This is a genomic window from Ottowia thiooxydans DSM 14619 (genome assembly GCF_000422885.1).
In the GTDB taxonomy this organism is placed as follows: domain Bacteria; phylum Pseudomonadota; class Gammaproteobacteria; order Burkholderiales; family Burkholderiaceae_C; genus Ottowia; species Ottowia thiooxydans.
In genome coordinates this window covers 21,904-44,728 of record NZ_AUGX01000040.1, presented here as the reverse complement: position 1 = coordinate 44,728, position 22,825 = coordinate 21,904, and the positions used below count along the sequence as shown (strand labels likewise).

23 protein-coding genes and 3 pseudogenes are annotated in these 22,825 nt (G+C 59.0%); 11 read left to right on the top strand and 15 right to left on the bottom strand.

The window, feature by feature from the left end:
* Positions 1-317: 317 nt before the first annotated feature.
* Positions 318-566 (top strand): annotated as a pseudogene (locus tag G518_RS39485) (transposase); the annotation flags it as partial.
* A 148-nt stretch (positions 567-714) separates the two neighbouring features.
* Here G518_RS39485 and G518_RS0122765 read toward each other — a convergent pair.
* From G518_RS0122765 to G518_RS0122725, 9 genes are all read right to left on the bottom strand, one after another.
* The gene (locus tag G518_RS0122765) at positions 715-1,629 is read right to left on the bottom strand and encodes a hypothetical protein (RefSeq protein WP_028604498.1); all 915 of its coding nucleotides are present in this window, start codon (positions 1,627-1,629) and stop codon (positions 715-717) included.
* Positions 1,626-2,744: a helix-turn-helix domain-containing protein gene (locus G518_RS0122760; protein WP_156909509.1), complete on the bottom strand. Its 1,119-nt coding sequence runs from the start codon at positions 2,742-2,744 to the stop codon at positions 1,626-1,628. Before G518_RS0122760 ends, G518_RS0122765 begins: the two co-directional genes overlap by 4 nt.
* A gap of 712 nt (positions 2,745-3,456) precedes the next feature.
* Positions 3,457-3,870 carry a hypothetical protein gene (locus G518_RS0122755; RefSeq protein ID WP_028604496.1) on the bottom strand — a complete coding sequence of 138 codons (414 nt, stop codon included), beginning with the start codon at positions 3,868-3,870 and terminating at the stop codon, positions 3,457-3,459.
* Between the two features lie 65 nt (positions 3,871-3,935).
* A complete protein-coding gene (locus G518_RS0122750) occupies positions 3,936-4,838 on the bottom strand; it encodes a nucleotidyl transferase AbiEii/AbiGii toxin family protein (protein WP_028604495.1) in 903 nt (300 codons plus the stop codon).
* Positions 4,835-5,434, bottom strand: a complete 600-nt coding sequence (locus G518_RS0122745) for a type IV toxin-antitoxin system AbiEi family antitoxin domain-containing protein (RefSeq protein WP_028604494.1) — start codon at positions 5,432-5,434, stop codon at positions 4,835-4,837. Before G518_RS0122745 ends, G518_RS0122750 begins: the two co-directional genes overlap by 4 nt.
* A 297-nt stretch (positions 5,435-5,731) precedes the next feature.
* Positions 5,732-5,968, bottom strand: a complete 237-nt coding sequence (locus G518_RS0122740) for a hypothetical protein (protein WP_028604493.1) — start codon at positions 5,966-5,968, stop codon at positions 5,732-5,734.
* Between the two features lie 96 nt (positions 5,969-6,064).
* Complete coding sequence (locus G518_RS0122735) at positions 6,065-8,038, bottom strand: SWIM zinc finger family protein (RefSeq protein ID WP_028604492.1); 1,974 nt, start codon at positions 8,036-8,038, stop codon at positions 6,065-6,067.
* A gap of 23 nt (positions 8,039-8,061) precedes the next feature.
* Positions 8,062-8,322 (bottom strand): hypothetical protein, encoded by a 261-nt coding sequence (locus G518_RS0122730; protein WP_028604491.1) that lies wholly within the window; start codon positions 8,320-8,322, stop codon positions 8,062-8,064.
* A 240-nt stretch (positions 8,323-8,562) separates the two neighbouring features.
* Positions 8,563-8,865, bottom strand: coding sequence for a hypothetical protein (locus tag G518_RS0122725; protein ID WP_028604490.1), 303 nt, complete (start codon positions 8,863-8,865; stop codon positions 8,563-8,565).
* 222 nt (positions 8,866-9,087) lie between these two features.
* Between G518_RS0122725 and G518_RS0122720 the strand changes: the two genes are divergently transcribed.
* Positions 9,088-9,297, top strand: a complete 210-nt coding sequence (locus G518_RS0122720) for a hypothetical protein (protein WP_156909508.1) — start codon at positions 9,088-9,090, stop codon at positions 9,295-9,297.
* 82 nt (positions 9,298-9,379) lie between these two features.
* Complete coding sequence (locus G518_RS36490) at positions 9,380-9,946, top strand: chorismate--pyruvate lyase family protein (RefSeq protein WP_051237303.1); 567 nt, start codon at positions 9,380-9,382, stop codon at positions 9,944-9,946.
* Between the two features lie 19 nt (positions 9,947-9,965).
* Here the strand turns inward: G518_RS36490 and G518_RS0122710 are convergent, their stop codons facing one another.
* The gene (locus G518_RS0122710; protein ID WP_051237301.1) at positions 9,966-11,828 is read right to left on the bottom strand and encodes a chorismate-binding protein; all 1,863 of its coding nucleotides are present in this window, start codon (positions 11,826-11,828) and stop codon (positions 9,966-9,968) included.
* A gap of 351 nt (positions 11,829-12,179) precedes the next feature.
* Here G518_RS0122710 and nadB point away from each other — a divergent pair, with 351 nt between their 5' ends.
* Positions 12,180-13,760, top strand: a complete 1,581-nt coding sequence (gene nadB, locus G518_RS0122705; protein WP_028604487.1) for an L-aspartate oxidase — start codon at positions 12,180-12,182, stop codon at positions 13,758-13,760.
* A gap of 103 nt (positions 13,761-13,863) precedes the next feature.
* Here nadB and G518_RS36485 read toward each other — a convergent pair.
* The 4 genes and pseudogenes from G518_RS36485 to G518_RS38720 all read right to left on the bottom strand — a co-directional run.
* Positions 13,864-14,304: pseudogene (locus G518_RS36485) on the bottom strand (winged helix-turn-helix domain-containing protein); the annotation flags it as partial.
* 69 nt (positions 14,305-14,373) lie between these two features.
* Positions 14,374-14,586, bottom strand: a complete 213-nt coding sequence (locus G518_RS0122695) for a hypothetical protein (protein ID WP_028604486.1) — start codon at positions 14,584-14,586, stop codon at positions 14,374-14,376.
* Between the two features lie 117 nt (positions 14,587-14,703).
* Positions 14,704-14,847 (bottom strand): hypothetical protein, encoded by a 144-nt coding sequence (locus G518_RS40125; RefSeq protein ID WP_156909507.1) that lies wholly within the window; start codon positions 14,845-14,847, stop codon positions 14,704-14,706.
* A gap of 422 nt (positions 14,848-15,269) precedes the next feature.
* Positions 15,270-16,028 carry an antitoxin Xre/MbcA/ParS toxin-binding domain-containing protein gene (locus tag G518_RS38720; RefSeq protein WP_051237299.1) on the bottom strand — a complete coding sequence of 253 codons (759 nt, stop codon included), beginning with the start codon at positions 16,026-16,028 and terminating at the stop codon, positions 15,270-15,272.
* A gap of 309 nt (positions 16,029-16,337) precedes the next feature.
* Here G518_RS38720 and G518_RS36475 point away from each other — a divergent pair, with 309 nt between their 5' ends.
* A complete protein-coding gene (locus G518_RS36475) occupies positions 16,338-16,637 on the top strand; it encodes a helix-turn-helix domain-containing protein (protein ID WP_084652156.1) in 300 nt (99 codons plus the stop codon).
* Position 16,638: 1 nt separating this feature from the next.
* Here the strand turns inward: G518_RS36475 and G518_RS0122675 are convergent, their stop codons facing one another.
* Positions 16,639-17,055: a hypothetical protein gene (locus tag G518_RS0122675; RefSeq protein WP_028604484.1), complete on the bottom strand. Its 417-nt coding sequence runs from the start codon at positions 17,053-17,055 to the stop codon at positions 16,639-16,641.
* Positions 17,056-17,131: 76 nt separating this feature from the next.
* On the opposite strand from G518_RS0122675, the gene G518_RS41465 reads away from it, so the two are divergent.
* From G518_RS41465 to G518_RS39475, 6 genes and pseudogenes are all read left to right on the top strand, one after another.
* Positions 17,132-17,698, top strand: a complete 567-nt coding sequence (locus G518_RS41465; protein ID WP_342663783.1) for a helix-turn-helix domain-containing protein — start codon at positions 17,132-17,134, stop codon at positions 17,696-17,698.
* A 651-nt stretch (positions 17,699-18,349) separates the two neighbouring features.
* Positions 18,350-18,730 (top strand): hypothetical protein, encoded by a 381-nt coding sequence (locus tag G518_RS0122665; protein WP_028604482.1) that lies wholly within the window; start codon positions 18,350-18,352, stop codon positions 18,728-18,730.
* 1,517 nt (positions 18,731-20,247) lie between these two features.
* Positions 20,248-21,186 (top strand): integrase domain-containing protein, encoded by a 939-nt coding sequence (locus G518_RS39480; protein WP_036595726.1) that lies wholly within the window; start codon positions 20,248-20,250, stop codon positions 21,184-21,186.
* A gap of 20 nt (positions 21,187-21,206) precedes the next feature.
* Positions 21,207-21,521 (top strand): hypothetical protein, encoded by a 315-nt coding sequence (locus tag G518_RS0122650; RefSeq protein WP_028604480.1) that lies wholly within the window; start codon positions 21,207-21,209, stop codon positions 21,519-21,521.
* Positions 21,522-21,903: 382 nt separating this feature from the next.
* A complete protein-coding gene (locus tag G518_RS0122645) occupies positions 21,904-22,353 on the top strand; it encodes an HAD domain-containing protein (protein ID WP_156909505.1) in 450 nt (149 codons plus the stop codon).
* 238 nt (positions 22,354-22,591) lie between these two features.
* Positions 22,592-22,699 (top strand): annotated as a pseudogene (locus tag G518_RS39475) (IS3 family transposase); the annotation flags it as partial.
* Positions 22,700-22,825: the final 126 nt, after the last annotated feature.

Here is a 22,825-nt window from a genome sequence, read left to right as displayed (position 1 = left end):
CTGGATCGCTGGTCGAACCGCCGCCAGGTCATTCCACCGGAACTGATCGGGAAGATTGCGCCCACCAGGCTGGAGAGCATCAACTTGCGGGGTGTGTTTCGCTTCCCGGTTGACCGCTATGCTGACCAAATCCTGCCTTCGCGGCCAAATGCATCGATAACTGGCACCAATGGATGAAACCGACCACGGTTTGACGCCACGAATCGCAGATTTGAAAGTGAACAGGAAAGTCAATGAAATCAACGATCTACCAACACCACCTCCGCGCCAGTGCTAGCTTTTCGTACCGTCACTTATTGCACTGAAAACGAGGAGACCCCTTCTTTGACTACCCGCCAGAAATCCGCAAGGTCATCTACACCACCAATGCCATCGAGTCGGTGAACATGAGCCTGAGGAAGCTGACCAAGAACCGGGGCTCGTTCCCCAGCGACGAGGCGCTGACCAAGCTGTTCTACCTGGCCCTGCGCAACATCAGCCAGAAGTGGACCCTGCCCATCCGGGATTGGAAGGCTGCGCTGACCCGCTTTACCATTCAGTTCGGAGACCGCATCTCCGTCAATTGAGGTCCGTACCGTTTACACAAAAATTCGGACACGCCCTGCTTACCTGAAGCGCGGCGTCCAAGAGTCGATGCGACGATCTTCGTCGTCCTCGTCCTCAGCATCAGGCACGTCAATGCCATATAGAACCGTCAAGGTCTTGCCATACCGATCAGGGCTCCGAATGCGAAGAAAACTGTTCACGCACTCGTCCGATGAAATAGTCCACCATGGAACTCACCTCCCTCTGCTCGCGTACGAATTCGTCACTGCCGGGTTGTCCGATCTGATGAAAGTTCGCGAACTTGGCCGGTCCGTCCTTGCGCCAACCCTCGATGTCTTCGCTATCGCAGAAATGCGCCTCAAGAAGCTGCAGTACTTCATGCAAAATGCCGCGGAGTGGGCTGTTCAACTGCCGCTGCGCATAGAGTGATGCCAGATCATCGATCGGCCCCCAATAACGCATGACATGAACAAGGTCGGCCACGTCTTTGTGTTCGTGCCGCTGATGAAAGGCCACCGTTTTCAAAACCATGAAAGCCACAACATCAGCGAATCGCACCACTTCGGTTACCACGCCATTGCCACCTGGCAGTTCGGTGGTTACGGCATGTTCGTGGAACCATTCGTGCGCGACGCCGGCATGGAGAAACTGAACGGCTGAGACCCCTTCGCCGTCAACCGTTCCCAGTTTGCCGCTCTGGTCCGGATCGTCGGTGTTCTGAAGGAACTCGATGCGCACCGGGTGGCCATTCAGCTGGTACACCCATTGCCAGCTACTGACCTTGCCAGGTGCCGGTTCATACGGCACGAAGCCGTTGTCCTTGAGCTGCCTGCGCAACTTGTCGTAAACGCCACTGTCAGCCAGTACTGACACATTCAAGACCACATCGACATCTGTGGTACCTGCATGCGGCGGGATCTCAGGCGGGCGTGCAGGCGTCAGGTAGCGCGGCACGAGTCCGCCGACAAGTCGCAAGGTGGTCTTGAGGGAACCGAACGCCTGCAACAGCACAACCAGTGCCGTTTCACAGTCGCGGGTCAGATCTGGGTTGTAACCCGCAGCGGTCTTGAATTTCTCGCTCATGGCGTAGGCGCCTTCATGATCTTTAAGGCCCTGCGACGGAACTCATCGGCCAACTCTTTGTTGCGGCCGTAGCTGTCCAGCAGGTCCAGGTATTGGATGAAACGGCTCGCGAAGCGCGAGCCTGGCCGTTCAGGATGCTCATCGAGGAACATCAGAGACGCGCCGTCGCGCTCAATGAAGATGACGTTCGCTCCCTTGTCGACCGGTTTGAGCTTCAAGTCACGGCCCCAGGCCTCGGCCTCACCCGGCGGCACGATGACCTGCACGCGATCTACATGGGTGAGATGAGGCACCACTGCATTGGCTGCAGTGGCGCCGGTGATGGCCCAGCCTTCACGATGAGCCAAACGAGACAACAGTGTGTCTGTGAGACTGGACTGTGGCGGGTAGGTGTACCAGCGGGTTATTAGCTCGCGGCGTGAAGTCCAGTCGGCGGCCCAGGCATCAAGCAGTCCGGCGGCATCGCGCACGCGCCTGCGTTGGGCAGGGCCTTTGCCGGTTGTCTCCACCCAGTCCTCCCGATCAAGTTCCTGCATCGTGAGCGATACGGTGTACGGGGAAGTCTGTGCTCGTTCAGCCAGTTCGGCACCAGAGATATAGTCCTGGCCATCGGTCTGGCGCCAGTGTTCAAGCAAGGCGTGGACCACTTGTTCTCGTGCACCCGAGAACAGTTTCTGTGCCCGACGCGGCGTCCGGGTACGTGTCTCGCGCTCGACGAGCACCAGAATGGTTCGGTGCTTGAATCGCAACGATCCAGTGCCGTCGAAATAGTTGACGCCGGCTTGCTGCAACTCCTTTCGAGAGCCCGGACTGAGGTAGTCGGCCAAGACACACAGTTCCAGCGGCACTGTGCTGTCTCGGCGTGCCGCCTGATAGGAATGGAGCTGATGGACCGCCAGCCGGACGTCGCGCGGGTATCCTGCCCTCAGGACTTCGACGGCCAATTCGACTTTTTCACCCATAGGTAGGGTCATGCTCAGCAAGGCATCGAGCCTGCCCCGTCTGCCGCCGGTCGCAAACGCCACCTCCAAATCCCTACGGGCGAGCGATATCGAGGTCGCTTCGTGCAACGCTGATACGAACCGGTCAAGGAGGGCGGGGGTGTGGTCGTTCACGGCTAATCTTTGCTGCGCAGCAAATATAGCACGTAACCCTAAGTTAGCTGCGCAGCAAATATTGGACCAGAGCAGCCAAAAGGGCTGTCGGGTGGCTCCAAATGTGTTTTGAACACCATCCCAAGGGCGTATTCAACGTTGTGCGACAGTAGCGTCTGGCGCGCTCACCCGACGCAAGACATCCAAAAGTTGATGAGTACGTCCGGCAACCCCACTATGAGTGGATAGCTGTAAGTGGCCACCAACCGCAGAACGGAGGCGAAGCCGGTAGGCTGTCGTCGATGGGAAGCAAAGATGGTGGCTCATCGGACATCAGGATGGTTGTTAGTCACCTGTCGTTCAGTTGACGCTTCGAAATGGCGGCAAGGCAGGTTTGCTTCCAAGAGGGTGACCGCATTCGCTTCCCTCGTTCAGCCACTTGCCACTTTTAATTTAACATAACGAAAATCGGGGAATATTGTGGCTGAGCAGGGCCGCAGCTCTGAACCCAAGTTTCCTACCCGGTCTCGACCACCCGAGCAACGTTACCCTGGCACTGCGCGAACTTGCCCACCAACAATATTCGCGCCTCTTGATCGCGCCGCTGAAGTTGGCGACTGTGGTCTCGTGACGGCACTGCGAGCATGGTTCGTTTCGTTGCTTTGATGCATTCCGGCGTCTGGAATGGCCATGCAGTACAGGTTTGACGATTTTCACCCCATGCTCCAGCCACTCACTTGGTGTCAGCACGGTTTGACTTTAGTTGGACTGGGGCAAGCCTGACTTCGATCCCTTCCGCCAGCAAGGTCGTCAATCGACGAGAAAACCCCTCTAGTTCTTCTTCAGGAAGTTGCGCCGCAGCTGGTGATTTCAGGGTAAGCACGTCATCCAGCAAACTGGTGGTCAGGGTCGGTAGGCCTTCATTGGTGAATCCAAAACTGGCGCTGTGACCGTGGCGTGAAAACTTTTCTGCCGCTTCGACCTCATGATGCCTGCGCTCTAGCGCAAGAGTCTGCGGGTTGTTGAGGTGGTTGCGAATTTTGAGCGCCATCGCGTATGTCATGGGATGGGCCGGCAGTCGCTCAAGGTAGTTCAAAGCCTCCCGCAGCAGGTTCAAACTGGCCAACTGCTCCTCACTTTGGGTCATCTCAAAATGCTGCTGTTTAGTGCGTGTTGAGCATACAACAGTCAATGTTGTAGGGAGCCATCGCGTCAGACCCAGCGCAGTGCGTCCGGGCGCCAAGTTGCCGTTGCCTGGGTGCCAGCGGCGGCAACCTGAGTCGGTGGCCACAGCAGGTCGTGCAACAGTGCGACTGTGTCACCCAGGCTGGCTGCTTCGATGCGGTTCTTGTTCAGGAATGCTTGCCACTGGCGCAGCTTGGCCGTATCTTCGCTGAACCGTTGGGTCAGCGCCAAGGGACGCTCTATGGGCAGGGTGGTTTGGCGTCGGGTGAAGGTGGCGCCGATGGCTGCGGCCAGCGTACCGCCATCCAGTTCTGTGCGGCGTGCAATCACACCGAGGTCAAAGAAGTCCTTCATGCGGCTGTTCGCTTGCCCCAGCATCACCATGGCGTGGTACTTCTCCGCGATCACGGTGTAGACCGGATAGACCCGCAGCGTTGGGGCTGGGAAATCGGGTAGCAATATGGGGTAGAACGCTGTTTGTGGCCCCGGTGTGACCGCATCTCCAAAGCCGACGTCGATCTGCAGCGCGCAGCGTGCAGAGCCGATGCGTGCCACCAGCGTGATCCGGGTGCCACCGTAGGTGGTGTCTTCGCGAATGGCACCAGCCTTCACGGAGTCGGGGTCGAACACGATGCCATCGCCCAGGTCTATAGCGGCGATGTCGCGGAAGGTGGCGATCAGGTTCGCCTCATCGTCGGGGCCGAAGCCGAGCAAGTCGGCATCCCTTGTCGGTCGGTGCGGGGAGTCGTACCAGAGCGTAAAAAGCAGAGCGCCCTTCAGCAGGAAGCGGTCGGCATGTGGTGAAAGGCTGATGCGGGCCAGTAGGCGCTCCATGCCGAAGCGGTTCAGCAGCAGGCTGTAGTCGTCGGCGCGCTGTTTGGCGAGAGTCAGCAGCCGGGCCAGGATCGATGCGGAGAGGTTGCCGCTCATTGGGTCATGGCCTCCAGGTAGGGCTGCATGACACGTTCGACCCGGTTGATCTTTGCGAAGTGGCTCAGCTCGGCCATGGTGACCTTGCGGCTGTGCCAAGCGTCTTTCAGTGCCTCCAGCGCCACGTCCAGGCCGATCTTGTTGCGGAACTTGAAGCAGTCGGTCACCGTCTTGGCGGCGCTGTACACGCGGATGGGGGCGCCGCGGTCGGTCACGGTCTGTATGCCGTCGGTGTACGCGGTGCCGCGTAGGCGCGTGACGCGCAGCGAGGGGTAGCTTAGCGCCGGGGTCTGACTGCCTTCAGGCAACGCGATCCACACTTCGTGCGGCAGCTGCGTGCCGATGTCATGGAATTGCAGTGCGCTCAGCAGGCACAGCACGGCCTTGGGCACGCGTTGGCAGACCTCGATTAGTGTCTGGTGTTCGGTGATTTCTGCGTCGGGCAGTCCATACAGACCACGGCCAAGCCGCTGCAGCTTGCCAGCTTGGTGCAGACGGATCAGAAGTTGTGGTGACCAGCCGTGTTCGCGCACATCCTTCGCTCGCAGCATGTGCCGATGCCTGGCCAGTTCGAGGATGTGGTCAGACTGGTTCATGGGCGGCCAGTTTAATATACGCACGACTTTCGATCAAGCAATGCGATTTTTAATCAAACGAGAATCGTGAAATAGCACCCTGTAGAAGTTAAATTTTCGTCGTTATTCCAGTGCCAAGTGTCTGTCGAATAAGCAGAGCCGTCGGCAGCAGTATGTGGTTGGCTGTCCTGGGGCATTCTGGGCTTGAACCAGGATGCGGCCGACATTCGAGACTGGTTCCCAGACGAAGCGTGAGATCCGGCCGGGGGGGGGCGGCACCCACCTACCGGTGTTCACTGACGCATCAGCGTGGTTGTTTCAGGCGTCGGTCTCCAAGGCACGTATGACCCGCGGCAGCAAGGAAATCCAAACCGGACCAGCGCGCTCAATCGCTTCCGCCATGGTGTAGTTGATCGACGCCAGCCAGTCGGCGCGGTTCAGGGCCAGTGCGACTGCGACTTTCTCGCCGGTGGACTGCACGGACCAGGCGGCGTCACCGCCTTCCTTGGCAGCGCGCGCCTTGCTCAAAAAATGCCGGTATTCCACATCGCTCATGGTGTTCGTCCTACATCGCTGAGATCAACTGCCGCCTCAACCATACCAGCCTCGGCAGCGAGACTGGGTACATCGCAGGACATAGGCTGCGGCGCTTCACACCACTGGCAGATCACGCACGAAATTGCGCTTGGCCTTGTGCATAGACGCCAGGTGCGCAAGCCAGTGGCGGCGGGTAGTGTCGTTGCCCATGCGAAGGAGGATTTTGCGAACCAGATCGAGTTCGTGGCGGTATGGGCTGGTGGCGCGTTGCATGGCCGAGTTGAATGCCCGCTGCAGCAACACGACAGCCTGCTCCCAATGGGTGCTGTGCAGTTGGAGGGCGATGTGTTCCAACAGATGCTCGATGCAGTACGCCGGCGGCTGAACCAATTGCAGTGCCTCGTCCCAACGGTTCTCGGCACACAAAAGTGAAGCCCGCAAACTGACGTCGCGTTCATTCGGGCCCGGTCCCAACAAACGCTGCGCTCCAAAGCGGGTATACCCGGTGCGCTGTGTCCGAGACTGGGTCAGTTCGATCTCTTGTTCGGCAATGGCGCCGAGGATGGTTGCCCGCGTCGCCTCGACATCTTGGCCAGCCTGCCCCGCAGCGGTCAGCATCGCCAGGTAAGTCTCCGGTCCAGGGCGCGCCCGAAACCGCCGCATCCTCAAATCAAAGGCTTCTGCCGCCCAGCCGTCGCGCTCGTAGGCCCGCAATGCACAGTCCTGAACCAACCAATCGTCCGGGAACGCCTTGATCGCTGCCTCCGCATGGGCAAAGGCATCTCGCATCCGCCCGTGTTGTTCGAGAAACTGAACCACGCGGACGTGCTCGGTACCGGTGTTCAGGTCTTCTTTGACGACAGAGAGGGCCGCCTCGAAATCGCCCTGCGATTCAAGTTGCTGCAGGTGCATCCACTCCAGCGTGAAGAGCTGTGCGCTGTCGCTGAGCGAGTGCACATCTTGGAGGGCAGCCATGTACTGGGATGACGCCCGGCCACCAGCCGACGGGCGGTGCGCCAACACCTCGTCCTTGGCTTTTCTCCAGGCTTCACGCAGCTTCTGACGGAACCGGGTCAGCGCGGCAGCTCCCATGGCTGTCTCCACCGCATCGGTGTCAAAACACCCAAACGGGTCATCCAGCCGCAGCTTCAGGTAGGCCGCACCAAAGGCCGCTGGTTGGGGCCCGTTGGCCTGCACAGCCTTGACCCAACGCGCGGCAACAGAACGGCACAGCTCCCCCACGTTGCCGTAGGAGTCATCGACTTGTTGAAACGCTGCCCAGGTTCGCCGCATGGCGTGCTGAGTCAGGGCCAACGCACCGGCTGGGTCGGTTTTCAGCGCGCTATCCAGTACGGGCAAAACAGATTCCGCCCGTTGCACGTACTTGTGGCTTTGGCTCGCGGGCACAAAGCTGCGCCCGACTGCCAGCATCTCGGTGACCAGCGTTTTGTGTTCGGCCACCGACGCCACAGGCTGGTCCAGGCGCATCCACTGGTTCAGCTCCTTGGCAATGCCCGAATCCCGGTTGGCCAGGTCCATCAGTTTCGATGCCAGCTCACTGACCTGGCGCGATTTCAAAAACGCTTCCAGGGCTTGGTGCTGAGCGACTTCTTCGGCGATCAGGCGCGCGGTGCGGTCCGAGAGGATCGGACTCGGCATGGGGGCGTCTGCTGCAACCCCTGTGGAACCACCAGAGCGCGGCGTGGAATGCTGTGTGCCCAACAGGCCCCGCCAGACCATGGCCAGCGCGACCTGGTGTTTGCAGAACGTGCCGTCTTCGGCGTGTGGGCAGTCACACCCACCACCAACCGACCCGTCCCTGACCGAGACTTCTGTGAGGTAGATATCGCTGCCGATGATTTCGGCATAGATGGTGGGGATGACCCCGCCCTCCTCCGCTATGACGGTGATGGCGTTGGAGGTCACATAGTCTTTGGCGCGACCAAAGACGACCTTGCCGGCGAGACTGCGCAACGCGGTATCGCTGAGCGCCTCGATCAAGGCCTTGACCACCTCCGCAGTGAGCGCACCATCCGGTGTTCCATTCGACGTGCCTTTGTCATGTACCCCAGGCAGCGCATCGGTCATTTCAACGCGATCTCAATAGAGTATCAGTGCGGCGAGCCAACGCGACGCAGTGAAGCTGTTTCAGCCGGATCCATGAGGTCTGCCAAGGTCAACCCGTATTCGACCATCCGAGCATTGATCTCCTCGATGGCTGCGGCCCGATCTCCCTGCAGGTCGCGCTCGAACGTGGCAAAGAATGCGCTGGCTTTGCCGATCAGATCGTTAAAACGCTGGTCGTTCAGGGGTTCGCTGCGGGTGGGCGCCGGCGGGCGCTTGTTGGCGGGGCGATCTGACTTGAATCTCATCGGTTGCGGGTGGTGGGCACAGGGGAATACAGGGGTGCGGTGGGCCTTCAATACGTTCAGCTGACGATGCGGCGCAGAGCGCACGGCACTGTGTCGACGGCGCACTGTTCCCTGGCGTGGCGGCTGTGATGCGATGCCAGGATGTCCGTGCTCAAGATATCGGCGCCATTTTACGTAGCGGCAGCTGAATCAACACTGTTTCGACGCATCGAATCGGTGGATGTCACCCGTTTCAGACAATCAAGTTCCGCTGGTTTCCACCGGTGTGGCCATCACCTTGGCCCCAGAGAAGATGCACTCCAGTTTCTCGTTGATGTAGTCCGACATGAACGGTTTCAGCGGCAGGTTTTTTCCGTTGTGCACGTTGCATTCAGAAAAATCCACCCCGTCTTTGTGCGCGAGCTGGCAGGCCGCGATGTATTCGTTCATCAGCCCGGCGAACTCGATGAAGGGGTGGTTGCCGATCTTGACCGCGCTGCGATAGAAGGCATCGGCGGTGCGGCGCATTTCGAGCAGCGCCTGTTCTCGTTCATGGGCGTTCATGGGGAATGGCGTGCTTGTGACTGGAGGGTTGTGTTGCGGGCTTCGTCTGAGGTGATGGTAGCGGGGAGTGGCCTTGCCGCAACCACAGCTCAAGATCACAGGTCGAGACCGTTTGCACGACATGCCCCACATTTGTGCATCCGAGCGCTCGTGGTGATACGACCGGTGGCCTGTTCGGATCCCTGGCCGGATGATTTGGTGCTGCGGTATAACCGCGACGACATGAATTCGGACTCGCCCCACCCCGCCAACCGCTGCCACTTCTGCGCGGCCACCAGCTACCACCACCTGCTCGCCCGTGACCCAGCGGGCGTCATGCGACCGACCACCACGCTGGTGTGTGATGGCTGTGGAAGGCAATTTGAAGACAAAGACGCGTGGCGCAGCGGCGCAGGGGTGACCGGCAATTCGCCAGAGGCCGGCAAGCCTTGATGGCTGGGGCTGCCCACCGCTCCCGACTTTTTCACATTCTGCGTCTCGCTGCTCCTTTGCGCGTTCCCGTACCGTCCCTGCCATGAGCCAGTATCGATACCGCACGGGTGCGCAGGTGCCCCGATCTGCCGACACATCGATCAAAGCCTGGTTGTTTGCCGGTGGGTCTTTGACCGCGCGATTGCGCGCGCATGGAACGGTGGAGGTGGTCGTGGTGAGGCAAGGCGCTTTGGCGCTGTGGTTGGCAGAGCGACGTGATCTGACCTGCCGCTGTGTCTACGCCCGTGAGGTCATCCTGCTGCTCAACGGCCGAGCGGCGGTGTGGGCGCGCAGCGTGACACCACTGCCTGCTTTTCATGGCGCTTGGAAATCATTGGCCGGTTTGGGGACCCGACCGCTGGCTGAATTGCTGTTCCAGGGCAGGTCATTGGATCGGGATGCGCTTGTTCCCCATCGGCTGTTGCGTCATGGCCCCGAGTCTCGCTGGGTTCGACAGTCCACCGTGGTGGCTGGGCACGTCGAAAGTCCGCTCGAGCAACCCACCTGGGGCCGCAGCTCCGTGTTTTGGCGCAAGGGCCAGCCGCTGCGAGTGTTTGAAGCATTTGCGCCTTGGGTCACTCAGTTGCCGACCCCACGCGCCGGCCCCTGATAACGTCAAGCTCGCCGGTTCAGACGAGCTTGGCGTTCAACCACCCGCGCAAGCTGTTGAAGAAAGCGATGGCTTGCGCTTGGTCCAGGTCTTCCGTGGTGAGCACGGCTTCTCGTAGCTCGCCCTTTTTCAGGAGCTGCCCCCTGCCAATACCCGGCAAAAGCCCGCAGCTCAAAGGCGGCGTGAGCCACTCGCCAGCCACCTTCAGCGCCACATTGCCCCGTGTGAACTCGGTCAACTGCCCCTGCTCGTTCCACAGCAGGGTGTCGAAGACGCCAGGCGTTGTCGGTGCAAACGCGTCGTAGTGCGCCCTGCGGGTGGTCTTGTGCCGGAAGAAATCGCCGTCACAACCCACTGCGTGGCGTGTTGCCAACTGCACCGTGACTTCCGCTGGCGAGGCCTCCAGCGGGAACGCCTGGGCTTGCACCTGACCATTGCGGTGGCTGAGCAGTCTCACACGCCACTCACCCACAGGGTGCCCGTCCAGCAGATCGCGCAGTGCCTGCTGCAGGGTGTTGTCATCCCAGACAAAATCAAAGTGCGCGGCGCTGGCGCGCATGCGGTCCAGGTGCGGCTCCAGGTGAATCAGCGTGCCCTGGCTCAAGCGCAGGGTTTCCAACAGCTCAAACGGCTGGCTGGCGCGCTCCGCAAAAGCCCGCTTGTGCCGCCACTCGGCCCATTCCCCGTCCGCGGTGGCGTCGCTGGTGATGCCGCTTCCCACGCCATAGTGGATCTGATTGCCCCGCAGCACCAGGGTGCGTATGGGCACGTTGAAGGTGGCGGCACCACCCGGTTGCAACACCCCAATGGCGCCGCAGTAGACTCCCCGCGCCTGCGGCTCCAGTGCTGCGATGTGTGTCATGGCCCGCAACTTGGGGGCACCGGTTACCGAGCCACAGGGAAACAGGGCTCGCAGCACATCGACCAGGCTTGTCCCGCTGCGGGTGCGTGCTTCGATGTCAGACGTCAATTGCCAGACGGTGGGCCAGGCTTGTGACTGGAACAGCTGTCGCACCTTGACCGAGTGGGGTTCGGCCACGCGGGACATGTCGTTGCGCAGCAGGTCCACGATCATGACGTTCTCTGCGCGTTCCTTCGGCGAGGCGAGCAACTTCTGCCGCAGCACCTCATCGTGTTCGGCCGTGTGGCCACGGGGTGCGGTGCCTTTCATGGGCGAGCACAGCAGGCGGTCGTTTCGCCAATCGAAGAACAGCTCGGGTGACACGGACAGGATGGTGCCACCTGAGTTTGTGTCGGTGCCCTGGTCAGTCCCCACGGCAGCCGCTATGTCAGCGATGTAGGCCGCATAGGCGTTGGGCTGTGCCGCACGGAGTCGATCAAACAAGGACAAGGGATCGCCCTGGAAAGTGCCGGTCTGTCGGGTGGTGAGGTTGACCTGGTAGAGCTCGCCGTCTGTGATGGCTTGCTGGATGGCATCGAACGCGCTGTCGAAGTCGGACCGTCGGGGACCGTCGTCCCAATCCACCGATGCAGTGGCGTTTTCGCCGACACGCGAAGCTTGCTCTGCCGCCTTCTGGTCCAGTGGCTTGTCATAGACGAAGAAGCGGGCCAAGACGCCGTCGCCCGCAGGTCTAGATGGCGATTGAAACGGACGCTCAAACGTCCGATGGAACACTTGCTCGAAAGCCCGGTCGAATGCGGGTGCCGCCTCGTAGCTGATGTGGCCCACACACCACGCCCCGGCACGAGCCAGCGCATCGGCTTGCTCGATGACCGCGATCACCTCATCCACGGTACGCGCGACCAAACACTGTTTGGGTTGACCAAAGGCCAGGTGAAGGGGGGAACTGTGCGCGTCGGGTGCGCGGAAATCGATGAGGGCGGTCGGACGCAGCGGATCGCGGTCGGGAGCAAATTGCATGCGCGGATTGTGCACAGGGACGCAGCCTGGCCCGCTTAGAATCCGCGCCAATTTGGAGCCACGCCGACGGTTTGTCCCGGCCAGGGAACTTGCCTTCGTTCGACGGTCGGCCGCGCAGGTGGTGTTCACCCGCACCACACGCGAAGCGTCTTGCCAAACAACGGGATGGCGATCACAGCCCGTTTCATACCCCTCCCCCGAAATGGGGTCCTGAGCACGCCCGTTCGCACGCGGTGTGTATGTCGTGTGCGTGTTGTTTGCTCGCCGGGCACCTTGACTGCTATCGCCTCCGAGAGGGTGGGCGGTGCCACGTGTGCCATTCCGTTTGAGCAATTGTTTTTAGGGTTGATTGTGGAATCCCATTTCGACGTCCTCATCATTGGCAGCGGCCTCGCCGGTCTTTCGGCGGCACTGCACCTGGCCCCCACCCACCGCGTGGCGGTGCTGACCAAACGCGGCATGACCGACGGCGCGAGCAACTGGGCCCAGGGGGGCATTGCCGCTGTGCTGGCCGAGGGCGACAGCCTGGAAGACCACGAGCGCGACACCCATGTGGCCGGCGCCGGCCTGTGCGACATCGACGCCACTCGCGCCACGGTGGCGGGCGCGCCCGACGCCATCCGTTGGCTGCAGGACCTGGGCGTGCCGTTTTCTGAAGAAGACGGTGAGTTGCACCTTACCCGCGAAGGGGGACACAGCGCACGGCGGGTGGTACACGCGGCCGATGCCACCGGTGCGGCCGTGATGGCCTCCCTGGTCGAGCGCGTCCGGGCAACGCCTTCCATTACCGTGCTGGAACACCACACCTTGGTGGACCTGATACTGAGCGACAAGCACGCCGACCTGCCCAGCCCCAGGCGCTGCTTGGGCGCTTACGCACTGGATGAGGTAAATGACCGGGTCATCGCCTTCACCGCCAGTCACACCGTGCTGGCCACCGGTGGCGCCGGCAAGGTCTACCTCTATACCAGCAACCCGGACACCGCCACCGGTGACGGCATTGCTGCGGCCTGGCGGGCGGGCTGTCGGGTCGCCAATCTAGAGTTCATCCAGTTCCACCCGACGTGCCTATACCACCCGCACGCCAAGAGCTTTTTGATCAGCGAAGCGGTGCGTGGTGAAGGGGGACTGCTCAAGTTGCCACCCGCCCACGGCAGCCGGCGCTTCATGCCCGAGCACGACGAGCGCGCCGAACTGGCGCCCAGAGACGTGGTGGCACGTGCCATCGACGCCGAAATGAAAAAACACGGCCTCGATTGTGTGCACCTGGACATCTCGCACCAACCCCCCGAGTTCCTGCAAGAGCACTTCCCCAACATCCTGGCGCGCTGCGCCGAGCTGGGCATTGACATCACCCGCGAACCCATCCCCGTGGTGCCGGCGGCCCATTACACCTGCGGTGGGGTGGTGTCGGACCTGGCCGGACGCACCGATGTGGCCCAGCTGTATGTGTTGGGCGAAACGGCCAACACGGGGCTGCACGGTGCCAACCGCCTGGCAAGTAACTCGCTGGTGGAGTGCATGGTGTTTGCGCAAGCTGCAGCTGCGGCTATTCGCGAGACCGCCCCATCGTCCACCCCGAACGTGCGTCCGTGGGACGAAAGTCGCGTGACCGATCCGGATGAGCGCGTGGTGATCTCACACAACTGGGACGAGTTGCGCCGCTTCATGTGGGACTACGTTGGCATTGTGCGCACGGACAAACGGCTGGAGCGTGCGGCCAACCGCATCGCTCTGCTGCAGTCTGAGATTCAGGCTTTTTATGCCCAATTCCGGGTCAGCCGCGACTTGCTGGAACTGCGCAACCTGGTGCAAGTGGCTGAGCTCATCGTGCGCTGTGCTCAGCAACGCCACGAAAGCCGGGGTCTGCACTTCAACCGGGATTGGCCGGACCTGTCGCCGCAAGCCCTGCCGACGGTGCTCCAACCTTAGCCTTGGGCCCACCGGCGCTGTTCGACCAGGAACGGCCGATCAATGCTGGCGCTGAGCATCTCGATGTCCCGCGCGCTGACCCCCAGGGACTCAAAATGCTGGCGTCGCTGCGCTGGCCGCTCTCGTCTCCCCAGTGGATATCGGCACCCTCGGCCTTGGCGCGAGCGGCAATCACCGGGTAGTCCTCGTAGAGCCACCTCTTGACTGCAGCGGGCGACTGCTCGTACGCTTTCTTCATGGGCTTTTGCGGCGTGAACCCCCAGCGCGCCAAGCACAGGCCCATCGTGAGTACGGGCAAGCGGATGCCAAGGCGATGTTCAATCAGTTCTGCCACTGTCGCTCGCGTCCACAGCGCGTAGGGCATCTTCAACTGGTCCGGTGTCTTGTCCGCAATGAGCTTCTGGATCAAGGCTTCCTGCTTGGCGTCCAGCAGGCGACCATTGCCAGGCTTGCGCCCATGGGGTGCATCGCGCAGAGCTTTCGCCCCGGCCTGCTCATGGCGCTTGCAGATGTCAAAGACGCTGGTGCGGCTCAGCCCAGTTTGGGGCATGTGCAGTCTCCGTGGGCGTCGAGGACGGATATCACCATGATGCGAGCGCAGAAACTCGGAATTTCAGTCGATGGGGGGCATGGCCACGCGGCGCATTTTGATGGCCGGATCGCGCGCGGCTTTCCCGAGGCGTTCCCATTGATCTTGGGTCACCACTGGAATGCGTTTGACTCCGATGTTGACCGTCGGCTTCTCTGAACGCCAGACCTCTCTATTGGACTGTCGCTCCAGTTCGGCGAGTTCTCTGAGCAGCTTTTCGCGTATGACCGTTTTCATGGCACCCTCCAGCGTACGGTGGCTGACACTCTACCCAGGACCTACAGAAACCGTCAATGCGCCACATATGCCTGGCACGTAGGAATCAAATCTGCTGTGGGCCGGGCAGTCTGGCGTTCAATCTTGCTGTTTGCCGGGCTCATCTTTTCTTTGATCACGCAAACCCTCAAGGTACTGGATCAGCGCCTCGAGCTGAGGCATGCACAGGCTCAGCGCAATCACGCAGACACCGAAGATGATCATGCCCAAATACAAGTCCATTTTTTCTTTGCATGGTTGGCGTGGCCAATCCGGGGTCACTGGCGATGAGGGTAACTTACGTACATACCGCCAAAAGAAAATTGTAGGTGGAGTTGGGTACGCGCGTGCGGTGGATTGCTGCAGCGCTTGATGGCTGTCCTATCAGTCCTTTGGCGGCCCTTCAATGTCGGCCATGCGGCGCGGTGTTACCTCAGACCCCTCACTGGCATCTGAAACGGTAGGTACCAGCGGTGGTTTAGGGGTTGCCGACACAGCAGAGAAAGTGACTTTGGAGGGCGCCCAGTGGTTCCGCCGCGGATGGGTGGTGCCGTATCCGTTGGCGATCGCTCGGAAGACGAGACCCTCTGCCCTTTTTGTCCCATGGCTGTAGACCCCAATCGTTTGTACCTCTGCCTGTGAGGCAACGTCTTGCGACACTGGCATCAAACGGCCCCACCGTGTTTGCAGGCAATCAAGATCTCTTTGACGCGCTCGCTCCCATAGGCAGACCTGGCCCAATCGAACGGCGCCCGTCCCGCCAGCATGGGGTGTGGACGGTTCAGCCACGCCAAAGCGGTTTCGTCCGAGTCAAATACATCGCGGGCAAGTTGGTTCATCTCCAACAGTCGCAACACGCACTCCGCGACTTGTACGGGCAGTTTTTGGCCTGTGATGGCCGCTCGCTGGGTCGTTCTGAGGTCAAGTCCTAGAAGGTTGGTCAGGGCGCTTGGCGTCAGGTCCAAGTATTCGCCCAGAGGCTCCAGAATGGCGCTAGGCACACCTCGCGTGATGATTGAATACCCGATGGCTGAGGCGAGCGGGGCGAAGCTGTCCAGTTTCACCGACTGTTCAAGTACAACGCCTTCACCAGGCAGCGATGCTGATTGCTGGTCATCCGAATCTCCAGGCAACGAGAGGAACGTCTCCAGCGACGCGCGCGCTTCGGTACGCAGGTCACGGTCTACTGCCTGGGTGTCCAACAAGATCATGACCTGGGCCATCCCCTGCGGGGTGGTGGACGCCACTTCGGGACTGAGCCCATCCAGGTCCTCGCAAGGGGTGTCCAACCAGTTTCGCGCCTTCTCCCTGGATCGAAACCGGGTGTAGGCGGCCTGGTCCAAGTCCATCAAGCGTTCATGGTCGGGGCTGCCAAATTCTCGCCCCACAGGTACCGCGTTCAGCCAGTCTTCCTCTTTCTTCATCGGGTACCTCGCTGATATCGGGCCGACTCGTTACTGTGCATGTTGTACTGCTCCGTCCAAGGCTGCGGCTTTCAAGTCGGGTCTATGAGCGCGAACGGCCTCAGTTGCGGAAAGCAATGGTCCGAGCACGCCTTCTGACCGCGTTTTTTTGGCGAAAACCGCAGTGCAGGATCGCGCCACAACGCACAAGGCGGATCCTAATCTGGTTACAACAGTGTGTCGTCATAGGCGAGGAATTTGGACCTAGACCCACGATATGGGACTATTTGGTCGTGGCCTTTTTGGTCTCATTGCGCGGAAATCGAGGCAATGCCTCGAAACAACATCTCCCGCCATGCCAACTTCGGTGTCGCGCTCCAGCAGCTGCGTGCCGCCCGTGGATTTACCCAAGAAGACATGCTCATGGCCACCAGCAGGCGACACATGAGCCGCATTGAACAGGGGCATCAAACGCCCAGTATTCGCGTCGTCGAGAGTTTGGCTGAGTGCCTCGACCTTCATCCGCTGACACTTTTGGTCGCAAGCTATTGCCCAGAGGGCACTCTTGAGGCGGCGCAGGAGCTGCTGCGAGCTGTGCAAGCCGAGCTCGAAACGGTGGCCAATCGATAGTTCAGGCCGCGGCCTTTGACCGAGCTTCACTCACCAAATCCCTCAAAACCTGCATCAATTCCGAGTCAGCGGGCAAACTTTCGCGCTGAGTGACCCGTTTTGCGATCTCTCGATCAACTGCGTGCTCAAGCGCCATCATGGCGTAGAAGTACAGGGGTAAGTTGTCCACAAAGTCTTGATGCTTAGCTCCGGCTTCTATGAGAAGTCGCAGAGTCATTGACATTGCTGCTCGGTCTCGCCTTGGCTCCATAGCCAGACCGTCGTTTCTCAAAAAATCAACGAGCTGGTCAGACAGCTGGAGCAGCTCAGCGTCGCTCAGTGCACCGGGCAACATTGCCTCCCAGCCTTTGGCCTTGACCAGCGCCTCCAGCTCTGTTAGCCCAAACGGCCCAAGCGTAGATGTATCGACACGCAGCATGATTTATGACCTCGAGAAGAATGAGACTACTTGGTCCCATTAAGATTGAGGTCGCGAGGATAGTCCAACCAAGCGGGTGGGACACAGGCTTCCCAGCCATCATGGCGTCGATGGAAAGTTGCTGGTTGCCGGACTTCTTCTTGAAAACAACCAACCGGTTGCCCCACCCCTCAATTTTCGAGTTGCTTTGAAGACCAACCTGAACCTAGCACGCCTGGCAGATCTGGACCGTCAGTTCTGCAAGTTTGCCGTATTGCGAAGCCACGTCACACCCCTATGCGGGTGGGTGAAAACCGTTCGGTTGGCGTTGGGCATGAGCTCCAAAGTTCTAGGTGATCGACTGGGGATGAGCGCACAGGGCGTGCGCAAGCTGGAACAGTCCGAAGCGGACGGTTCGATTTCCCTGAAGACGCTCAGTCGGCTTGCTGACGGCATGGATTGCGACGTGCATTGCGTGTTGGTGCCCCGGACCAGCTTGCTCAACCAAGTGCTGACGCGTGCCCAGGAAGCAGCCGGAAGTGCATCCTCAAAATCACCTCAAGCATCAGAGATGGAAAACGAACCTGAGACGCTGGATAATCTAGTGGTGCTGCTGGCACAACTGAATAAACGGAGTTTTTGGTCGCCACCCCGTACGCCTTAAGTTGTGTCGGGATGGGCTGCTGCTTGGTCAATCCGTTTCGATTGGCTCAGTTCAGCAAATGTGACCTGCCCCCCCCCGCCAGCCACCTGAGGTGCAGCGCCGACCTCGTGCTGGCCGTCAGGATGACTTTGCCAGACGGATACCCCTCTGCGCCTGGCAAGAGATGCCATCCAAACTGCCCGGACCAAACTACGCGCAACTTCGTCGCCGCGCTTCATTGCACATGGTGGCCTGCGTTTGGGTGTGCTTGTTGCGCATGACCAGCCTCTTGGCCCACAACAGGTGCGGGAGGTGCCGAAGACGGACTGGATCTTGCCGGCTTTGCCAACAAAGTATCTTTTGATGGCTCTGTCGCAGTGCGGTGGTCGATGGACAATGAGTGATCGCTTTTTGCGACTGACCCTGCAAAGCGACTTCCCGCCGAAGTCTTAAGTTACTTAGTATGAAGTGAAATCCACTTTCTGCGTGCAATGCCCACTGTTTTTCCTCTGGAGGGGTGCATGGTCGCTCATGAGAAATTGGGTCGATCACTGGGGGCGTCTTCATTGACTCACTTTCATCGAAAAATAAGCAAAATTATCCAATTGATCTGACTCGCAAGCCGATATTGCAGACTGAGCAATCGGAAACCTGAAGTCACATTTGTGGCGTATGTACGGCTTCGGCTTCGGCTATGGCTATGGCTATGGCATCAAGTTCAGATGCATTTATGGAGTGGTTCAGAGAGAACCATTGCGGCGGGTGTGTGGCGATAGCGCCGTTCGAGTTTTAATGTTATCGAGCCCTCAACAAGAAGACTATCTCCATGAGTTGCATGTGATCCCAAGTCGGAATTTTTTCACGAAAACAAGCGAGAAGATAGGAGGGCGCCTCGAAGAAGATTTATTTGATCAAAAGATCAGTCTCCGGGGATTTTGCAAAATCGTTGGCCTTCTCTCGTCTGCTTTGATGCAAGAGATTTTGCCTTTGGGTGCAAAAATTCATAATGACTGCGGATCGGAATTTCTGACGCGTTATTTGAGATGCCCTTGAGGGGTGAAGATATTTTGTAGGTTGGATGGAATTGATCGCAGTTTTCGGCGGGCTGAGAATGGGGCGCGTATCGTGGATACGTCTACGGATCGCACTGAACGTAGGGTCAGGTTGAGGAATCCAAGTCGCCCTCAAACTGCATCGCTCTCGCGTTGATCGATGCATTGAACCTATTTGCTGTCTTCGTGGAAATTATTTGGATAACGACCTCCCCTGCGTTCTGGCCCATATATGCAGTCCTGAAAGGGCACTAACTTGGGGAGATGCTTTGCAAAAGCATCGATGAACGCTCACTTTCTTCGAGCGCGGTCTAGCAAGGCAATTTTCCAGTCAACTTCTTGGTTTCCGTGAAGCGCGAGCATCTATTCTTGGGCAAACTGGGGTTGCATTCAGACAAGAGTCTGTGCTTTGCCTTGCAGTGCCAACTCCGTTTGCCAGGTCACAAGGATGACACAGCGATGCCCGCCACGTGTGTGGACGTGTGAGTCCCTGATGGGGCACGGAGCATGACGAGCGATCACCAACCAAGTGGTGTGCACCTGTGACCATACGACATCTGGTACACTACACCCACTCCGGTGGAATGATTGATTCATATCCAGTATCGCTGGCAAGCGATTTACAGAGGATGCACCAGTCTTCGGACTTAATTCTGCTGCTGTTCCCTCGTGACTGCGGCGCCCCCTACTCGCTCTTCACAAAGAGTGAGTTTTGAAAATGAGTAGGCACCAGTCAAGTTGGTCCTGCCCTGTAGGTTCTCTCACTCTCACTCTACATAGAGTGCCGAGTGCATATGAGCAGGCAGAGTCAATCTGGTCCTGTTCCACAGGTTCTTTCAGTGCCTGTGCATCTGGCGTACGCTTTGTCGGGCGTTCGTCTCGGCTGCTGCATTGCAGTCAGCAATCAAGTGTCTTCTTCCGCCCGCTGTAGAGCTGCCCGCTGGCGTACCGTGAGGTACCTCTGGCCATGAGGTCGGCGGCAGGATCATGTGCTCCAGCAGGTGATCGAAGAGACTCCAACTAGCCCGTTCGTTGCAGCCCCTTGCAAAGAGACAGGTCTATAAAAACTCCGCAAAGCCAACAGCCATGCGGGTTCCGTAAGTTTTCGACCCGACGAAAAATTACGACGACAGTACGACTCGGCCCATGCGGCCGGCGTTCACAGCACTGCTTCCCGCTCCTTAGGACTGGTCGCCAATGGCATTTGGCCAAAGGCTACAGGAATGCCCTCCACCACGAGGGAGCAACTTGCGAGTGCACACCCCCCGATTGGTCGCGTCTCAGCGCGCCCTCAATCGATACCTCCCCATAGGTTGCCGAGTACTTGACTCGTGCGCAACATTTACCGATTTTGTGGGCCGGGAGGATTTAGACGCTTTGCCGTTGATTGGATTTGCACGCAGCCTGCTGAGTGTGACTTTGTTCGTTAGCGGCAATTTCTATGCTTGCGCACTCGAATAGTGCGCATTCTCAAGATTACTTGCGAGTGATCTTGACAATGCTTTTATAAGGATGGATATGTCAAGAAATTTCGGTCTTGGTTCGCGGTGCATTAAATATGCCGCAGGGATAGCGCTTCAGGGTTACGCTGATCGTCACATTTTGGCTTTTGCGAGCGTTGGTGACTATCGGATACGTTGGAATTTATTTTGTAGATGGGCGGCTCAATTTGATGTTAAGAAAATGGAGGATGTGAGCTGGGATGTTGTGTGGCAATACGGGTGTGAGAAGGCGGTATTGGTGGATGCGGAAGAGATGACGCCGTCTTATGCTCAAAATCTTGTTTCCGCTGTTAATTCAGTTATGTCTTTTGCTACGGGAGGTCGTTGGCAGTCGGTTGCTCCTGTGAAAGACTGTGGTATTCAGAGGCGGTCAGCGGTGCGTCGAAATCCCCCCGGCGCCCTTAATTGGGATGGGTACAGTCAGGCGTGCATTGATGTACTTGAAAAAATGGGGCCTCGGGCATTGGCTGTGATCGAGTTCGGCATGCTTTTTGGCCTGCGCTCCAAAGAGGGAAGTTTGATCGATGCAAAGAAGGCAATGCGAGAGGCGAACTCATATCGTAGCGTGAGGATTGTTGAGGGTACGAAGGGTGGGCGTCCACGCGACGTGCCGATCATTTCTGAAAAACAAATGGAGGTGTTGGAGCGTGCCGCAATCTCACAAGGAAGTGACTATTCTATGATCCCTCCAGAACTGTCGTGGGAGAACTGGGTAAGAGGTCCTTTGCGGAAAACCCGTGATTTGGTTAACAAGGCTACCGGTGGTGGCCTTCACGATTTGAGGGCGGCCTACGCATGCGAGCGCTACTTTGCCTTGACGGGCCATCTCGCGCCTTGCGCAGGTGGTCGGATTCAAGATCGCGCCGTCGATCTTGCCGCTCGGTTGACGATCGCGCGCGAGCTTGGTCATGGCCGTATCGACGTGGTCGCTGAATATGTCGGGGGGCGGGCATGAGTTTGTGTCAACGTGTCGAGATGGATACGCATCATTGGGTATCGAAGCAGAACAAGCCCGAGCGGCGGCGTAAGCGTGTGCGCATGCTGGTATTCGCGAAGTTTGCCGAGACCAAAGGCGCGCGCCATCCTGATCAGGTAGGGGGGAGCACGGTGGTGAGCTTTTGGAAACATCAGCGCACTGAAGGGCTGGCGTGGGATACTCAAATGGACTACTGGTACTCGATTAATGCGCTGTGGCAAATCTGGGGGAGGCCGGATGAGCCTCCTCGGCCTCGCGAGCCAGTCCTGCCAATGGATGACCGCTGTCAGCAAGCGCATGAATCGGCGGAGTGACAGTTTTGCAGGCGTGGCCGATGAGTGATCTAGCCGTTTGTTTACTTCGGTTGGTGTCGTCGCTTTAAGTGCCGGCATATGACGTCGCGGGGTCATCTCCCCGACGTCACCGGTTGGTCTTCGCTTATTTGCCGGCTTTTTCGGTGGAACGTAGCTCGCGACGATCAAAGGCACGTTCGCCCATCTGCGAGCTTCGTTCGCGGTCGCGCCGTCTTGGCCATCGTCATCCTGACATCAAACTCATGTCGTTGAACGGCTGTTTGGGCGCTACGCGCAAGATCTCCAGCCCGGGAGCCAACCTACGAAAGACCATTCGTGACCCACTGCTGTTTGTGCACAAGCGAGAGGTCAGGCTGGCTTGTGTCCGACCTATACTGATCCTGTGCGCACACTTTTTTTGGATTTCGACGGGGTGTTGCATCCCGAGTTTTGTCACGAGTCCAGACACTTTTCTTGCCTGCCATTGCTGGAGGCGGTGTTGCGTCAAGTGTCGGCATATGACGTCGTGGTGACGAGCACCTGGCGCCACCAGTATCCGATTGAGGTGCTGCGCGATCGCTTTTCTTCCGACATCCAGCCTAGGGTGATCGGTGTGACCCCGCGATTCAGTCGCCTTGAGGATGTGCCTGACGTATTGTTCGGCTATGAGCGTGAGGCTGAATGCAACGCGTGGTTGCGAGATAACGGACGTGTACTGGCGCCGTGGCTGGCGGTTGACGACCGTTCTTGGCTCTTTCGGCCGTTCAATCCATTCTTGTTTCTGGTGGACGGCAAGACTGGCCTGACGGCTCCAATGGCCGATGCGCTTGCTGAACGACTGCGTCGCGTGTAGTCCGCACCCAGACAGCCTGTCCGCATTGGCTAGGCTGACCTGGGATGCCTCCTCTGCAGAGGTTGCTGCCGGTCGTCAGATAGGCGCGGTTGGGTCGCTCTAGGCACCATGAACTGACCTTCAGGAGCGACAGGTAGGTTGACCTCAGGTTTGAGGATCTGAGGTGTCCGACGAATTCGCACCGGTCGAGAGGCGTTGACCATCACTGCCAAAAAGCTTGATTCAGGAACGTATGCCCAAGGTGGTTGATTCCTACGTAAGCTGGTACAACGAGAAGTGGATCAAGATCTCCCTCGGCTATCTCAGCCCCATCGAATATCGAGAGAGTCTTGGACCTACGGGATAAACCAGTCCAAGAAAACGTTCGCACGCCCCCCCTATTTGGTATAGAACTGGGGCAGGTTCATGTCCTGTCCGGACCACAAGGGGAGGAGGGAAACGAGCCATGCGACAGCCGCGCAGGAAATCGTCT

Coding starts and splice junctions, on each gene's coding strand:
- G518_RS0122730 (WP_028604491.1), bottom strand. CDS start 8,322: ATGAGATTCAAGTCAGATCGCCCCGCCAACAAGCGCCCGCCGGCGCCC.
- G518_RS0122750 (WP_028604495.1), bottom strand. CDS start 4,838: ATGAGCGGCAACCTCTCCGCATCGATCCTGGCCCGGCTGCTGACTCTC.
- G518_RS36475 (WP_084652156.1), top strand. CDS start 16,338: ATGCCTCGAAACAACATCTCCCGCCATGCCAACTTCGGTGTCGCGCTC.
- G518_RS0122665 (WP_028604482.1), top strand. CDS start 18,350: ATGTACGGCTTCGGCTTCGGCTATGGCTATGGCTATGGCATCAAGTTC.
- G518_RS38720 (WP_051237299.1), bottom strand. CDS start 16,028: ATGAAGAAAGAGGAAGACTGGCTGAACGCGGTACCTGTGGGGCGAGAA.
- G518_RS0122740 (WP_028604493.1), bottom strand. CDS start 5,968: ATGAGCGATGTGGAATACCGGCATTTTTTGAGCAAGGCGCGCGCTGCC.
- G518_RS0122765 (WP_028604498.1), bottom strand. CDS start 1,629: ATGAGCGAGAAATTCAAGACCGCTGCGGGTTACAACCCAGATCTGACC.
- G518_RS36490 (WP_051237303.1), top strand. CDS start 9,380: ATGAGCCAGTATCGATACCGCACGGGTGCGCAGGTGCCCCGATCTGCC.
- G518_RS0122735 (WP_028604492.1), bottom strand. CDS start 8,038: ATGACCGATGCGCTGCCTGGGGTACATGACAAAGGCACGTCGAATGGA.
- G518_RS39480 (WP_036595726.1), top strand. CDS start 20,248: ATGTCAAGAAATTTCGGTCTTGGTTCGCGGTGCATTAAATATGCCGCA.
- G518_RS0122745 (WP_028604494.1), bottom strand. CDS start 5,434: ATGAACCAGTCTGACCACATCCTCGAACTGGCCAGGCATCGGCACATG.
- G518_RS0122725 (WP_028604490.1), bottom strand. CDS start 8,865: ATGAACGCCCATGAACGAGAACAGGCGCTGCTCGAAATGCGCCGCACC.
- G518_RS40125 (WP_156909507.1), bottom strand. CDS start 14,847: ATGGACTTGTATTTGGGCATGATCATCTTCGGTGTCTGCGTGATTGCG.
- G518_RS0122710 (WP_051237301.1), bottom strand. CDS start 11,828: ATGCAATTTGCTCCCGACCGCGATCCGCTGCGTCCGACCGCCCTCATC.
- G518_RS0122675 (WP_028604484.1), bottom strand. CDS start 17,055: ATGCTGCGTGTCGATACATCTACGCTTGGGCCGTTTGGGCTAACAGAG.
- G518_RS0122650 (WP_028604480.1), top strand. CDS start 21,207: ATGGATACGCATCATTGGGTATCGAAGCAGAACAAGCCCGAGCGGCGG.
- G518_RS0122720 (WP_156909508.1), top strand. CDS start 9,088: ATGAATTCGGACTCGCCCCACCCCGCCAACCGCTGCCACTTCTGCGCG.
- G518_RS0122695 (WP_028604486.1), bottom strand. CDS start 14,586: ATGAAAACGGTCATACGCGAAAAGCTGCTCAGAGAACTCGCCGAACTG.
- G518_RS0122755 (WP_028604496.1), bottom strand. CDS start 3,870: ATGACCCAAAGTGAGGAGCAGTTGGCCAGTTTGAACCTGCTGCGGGAG.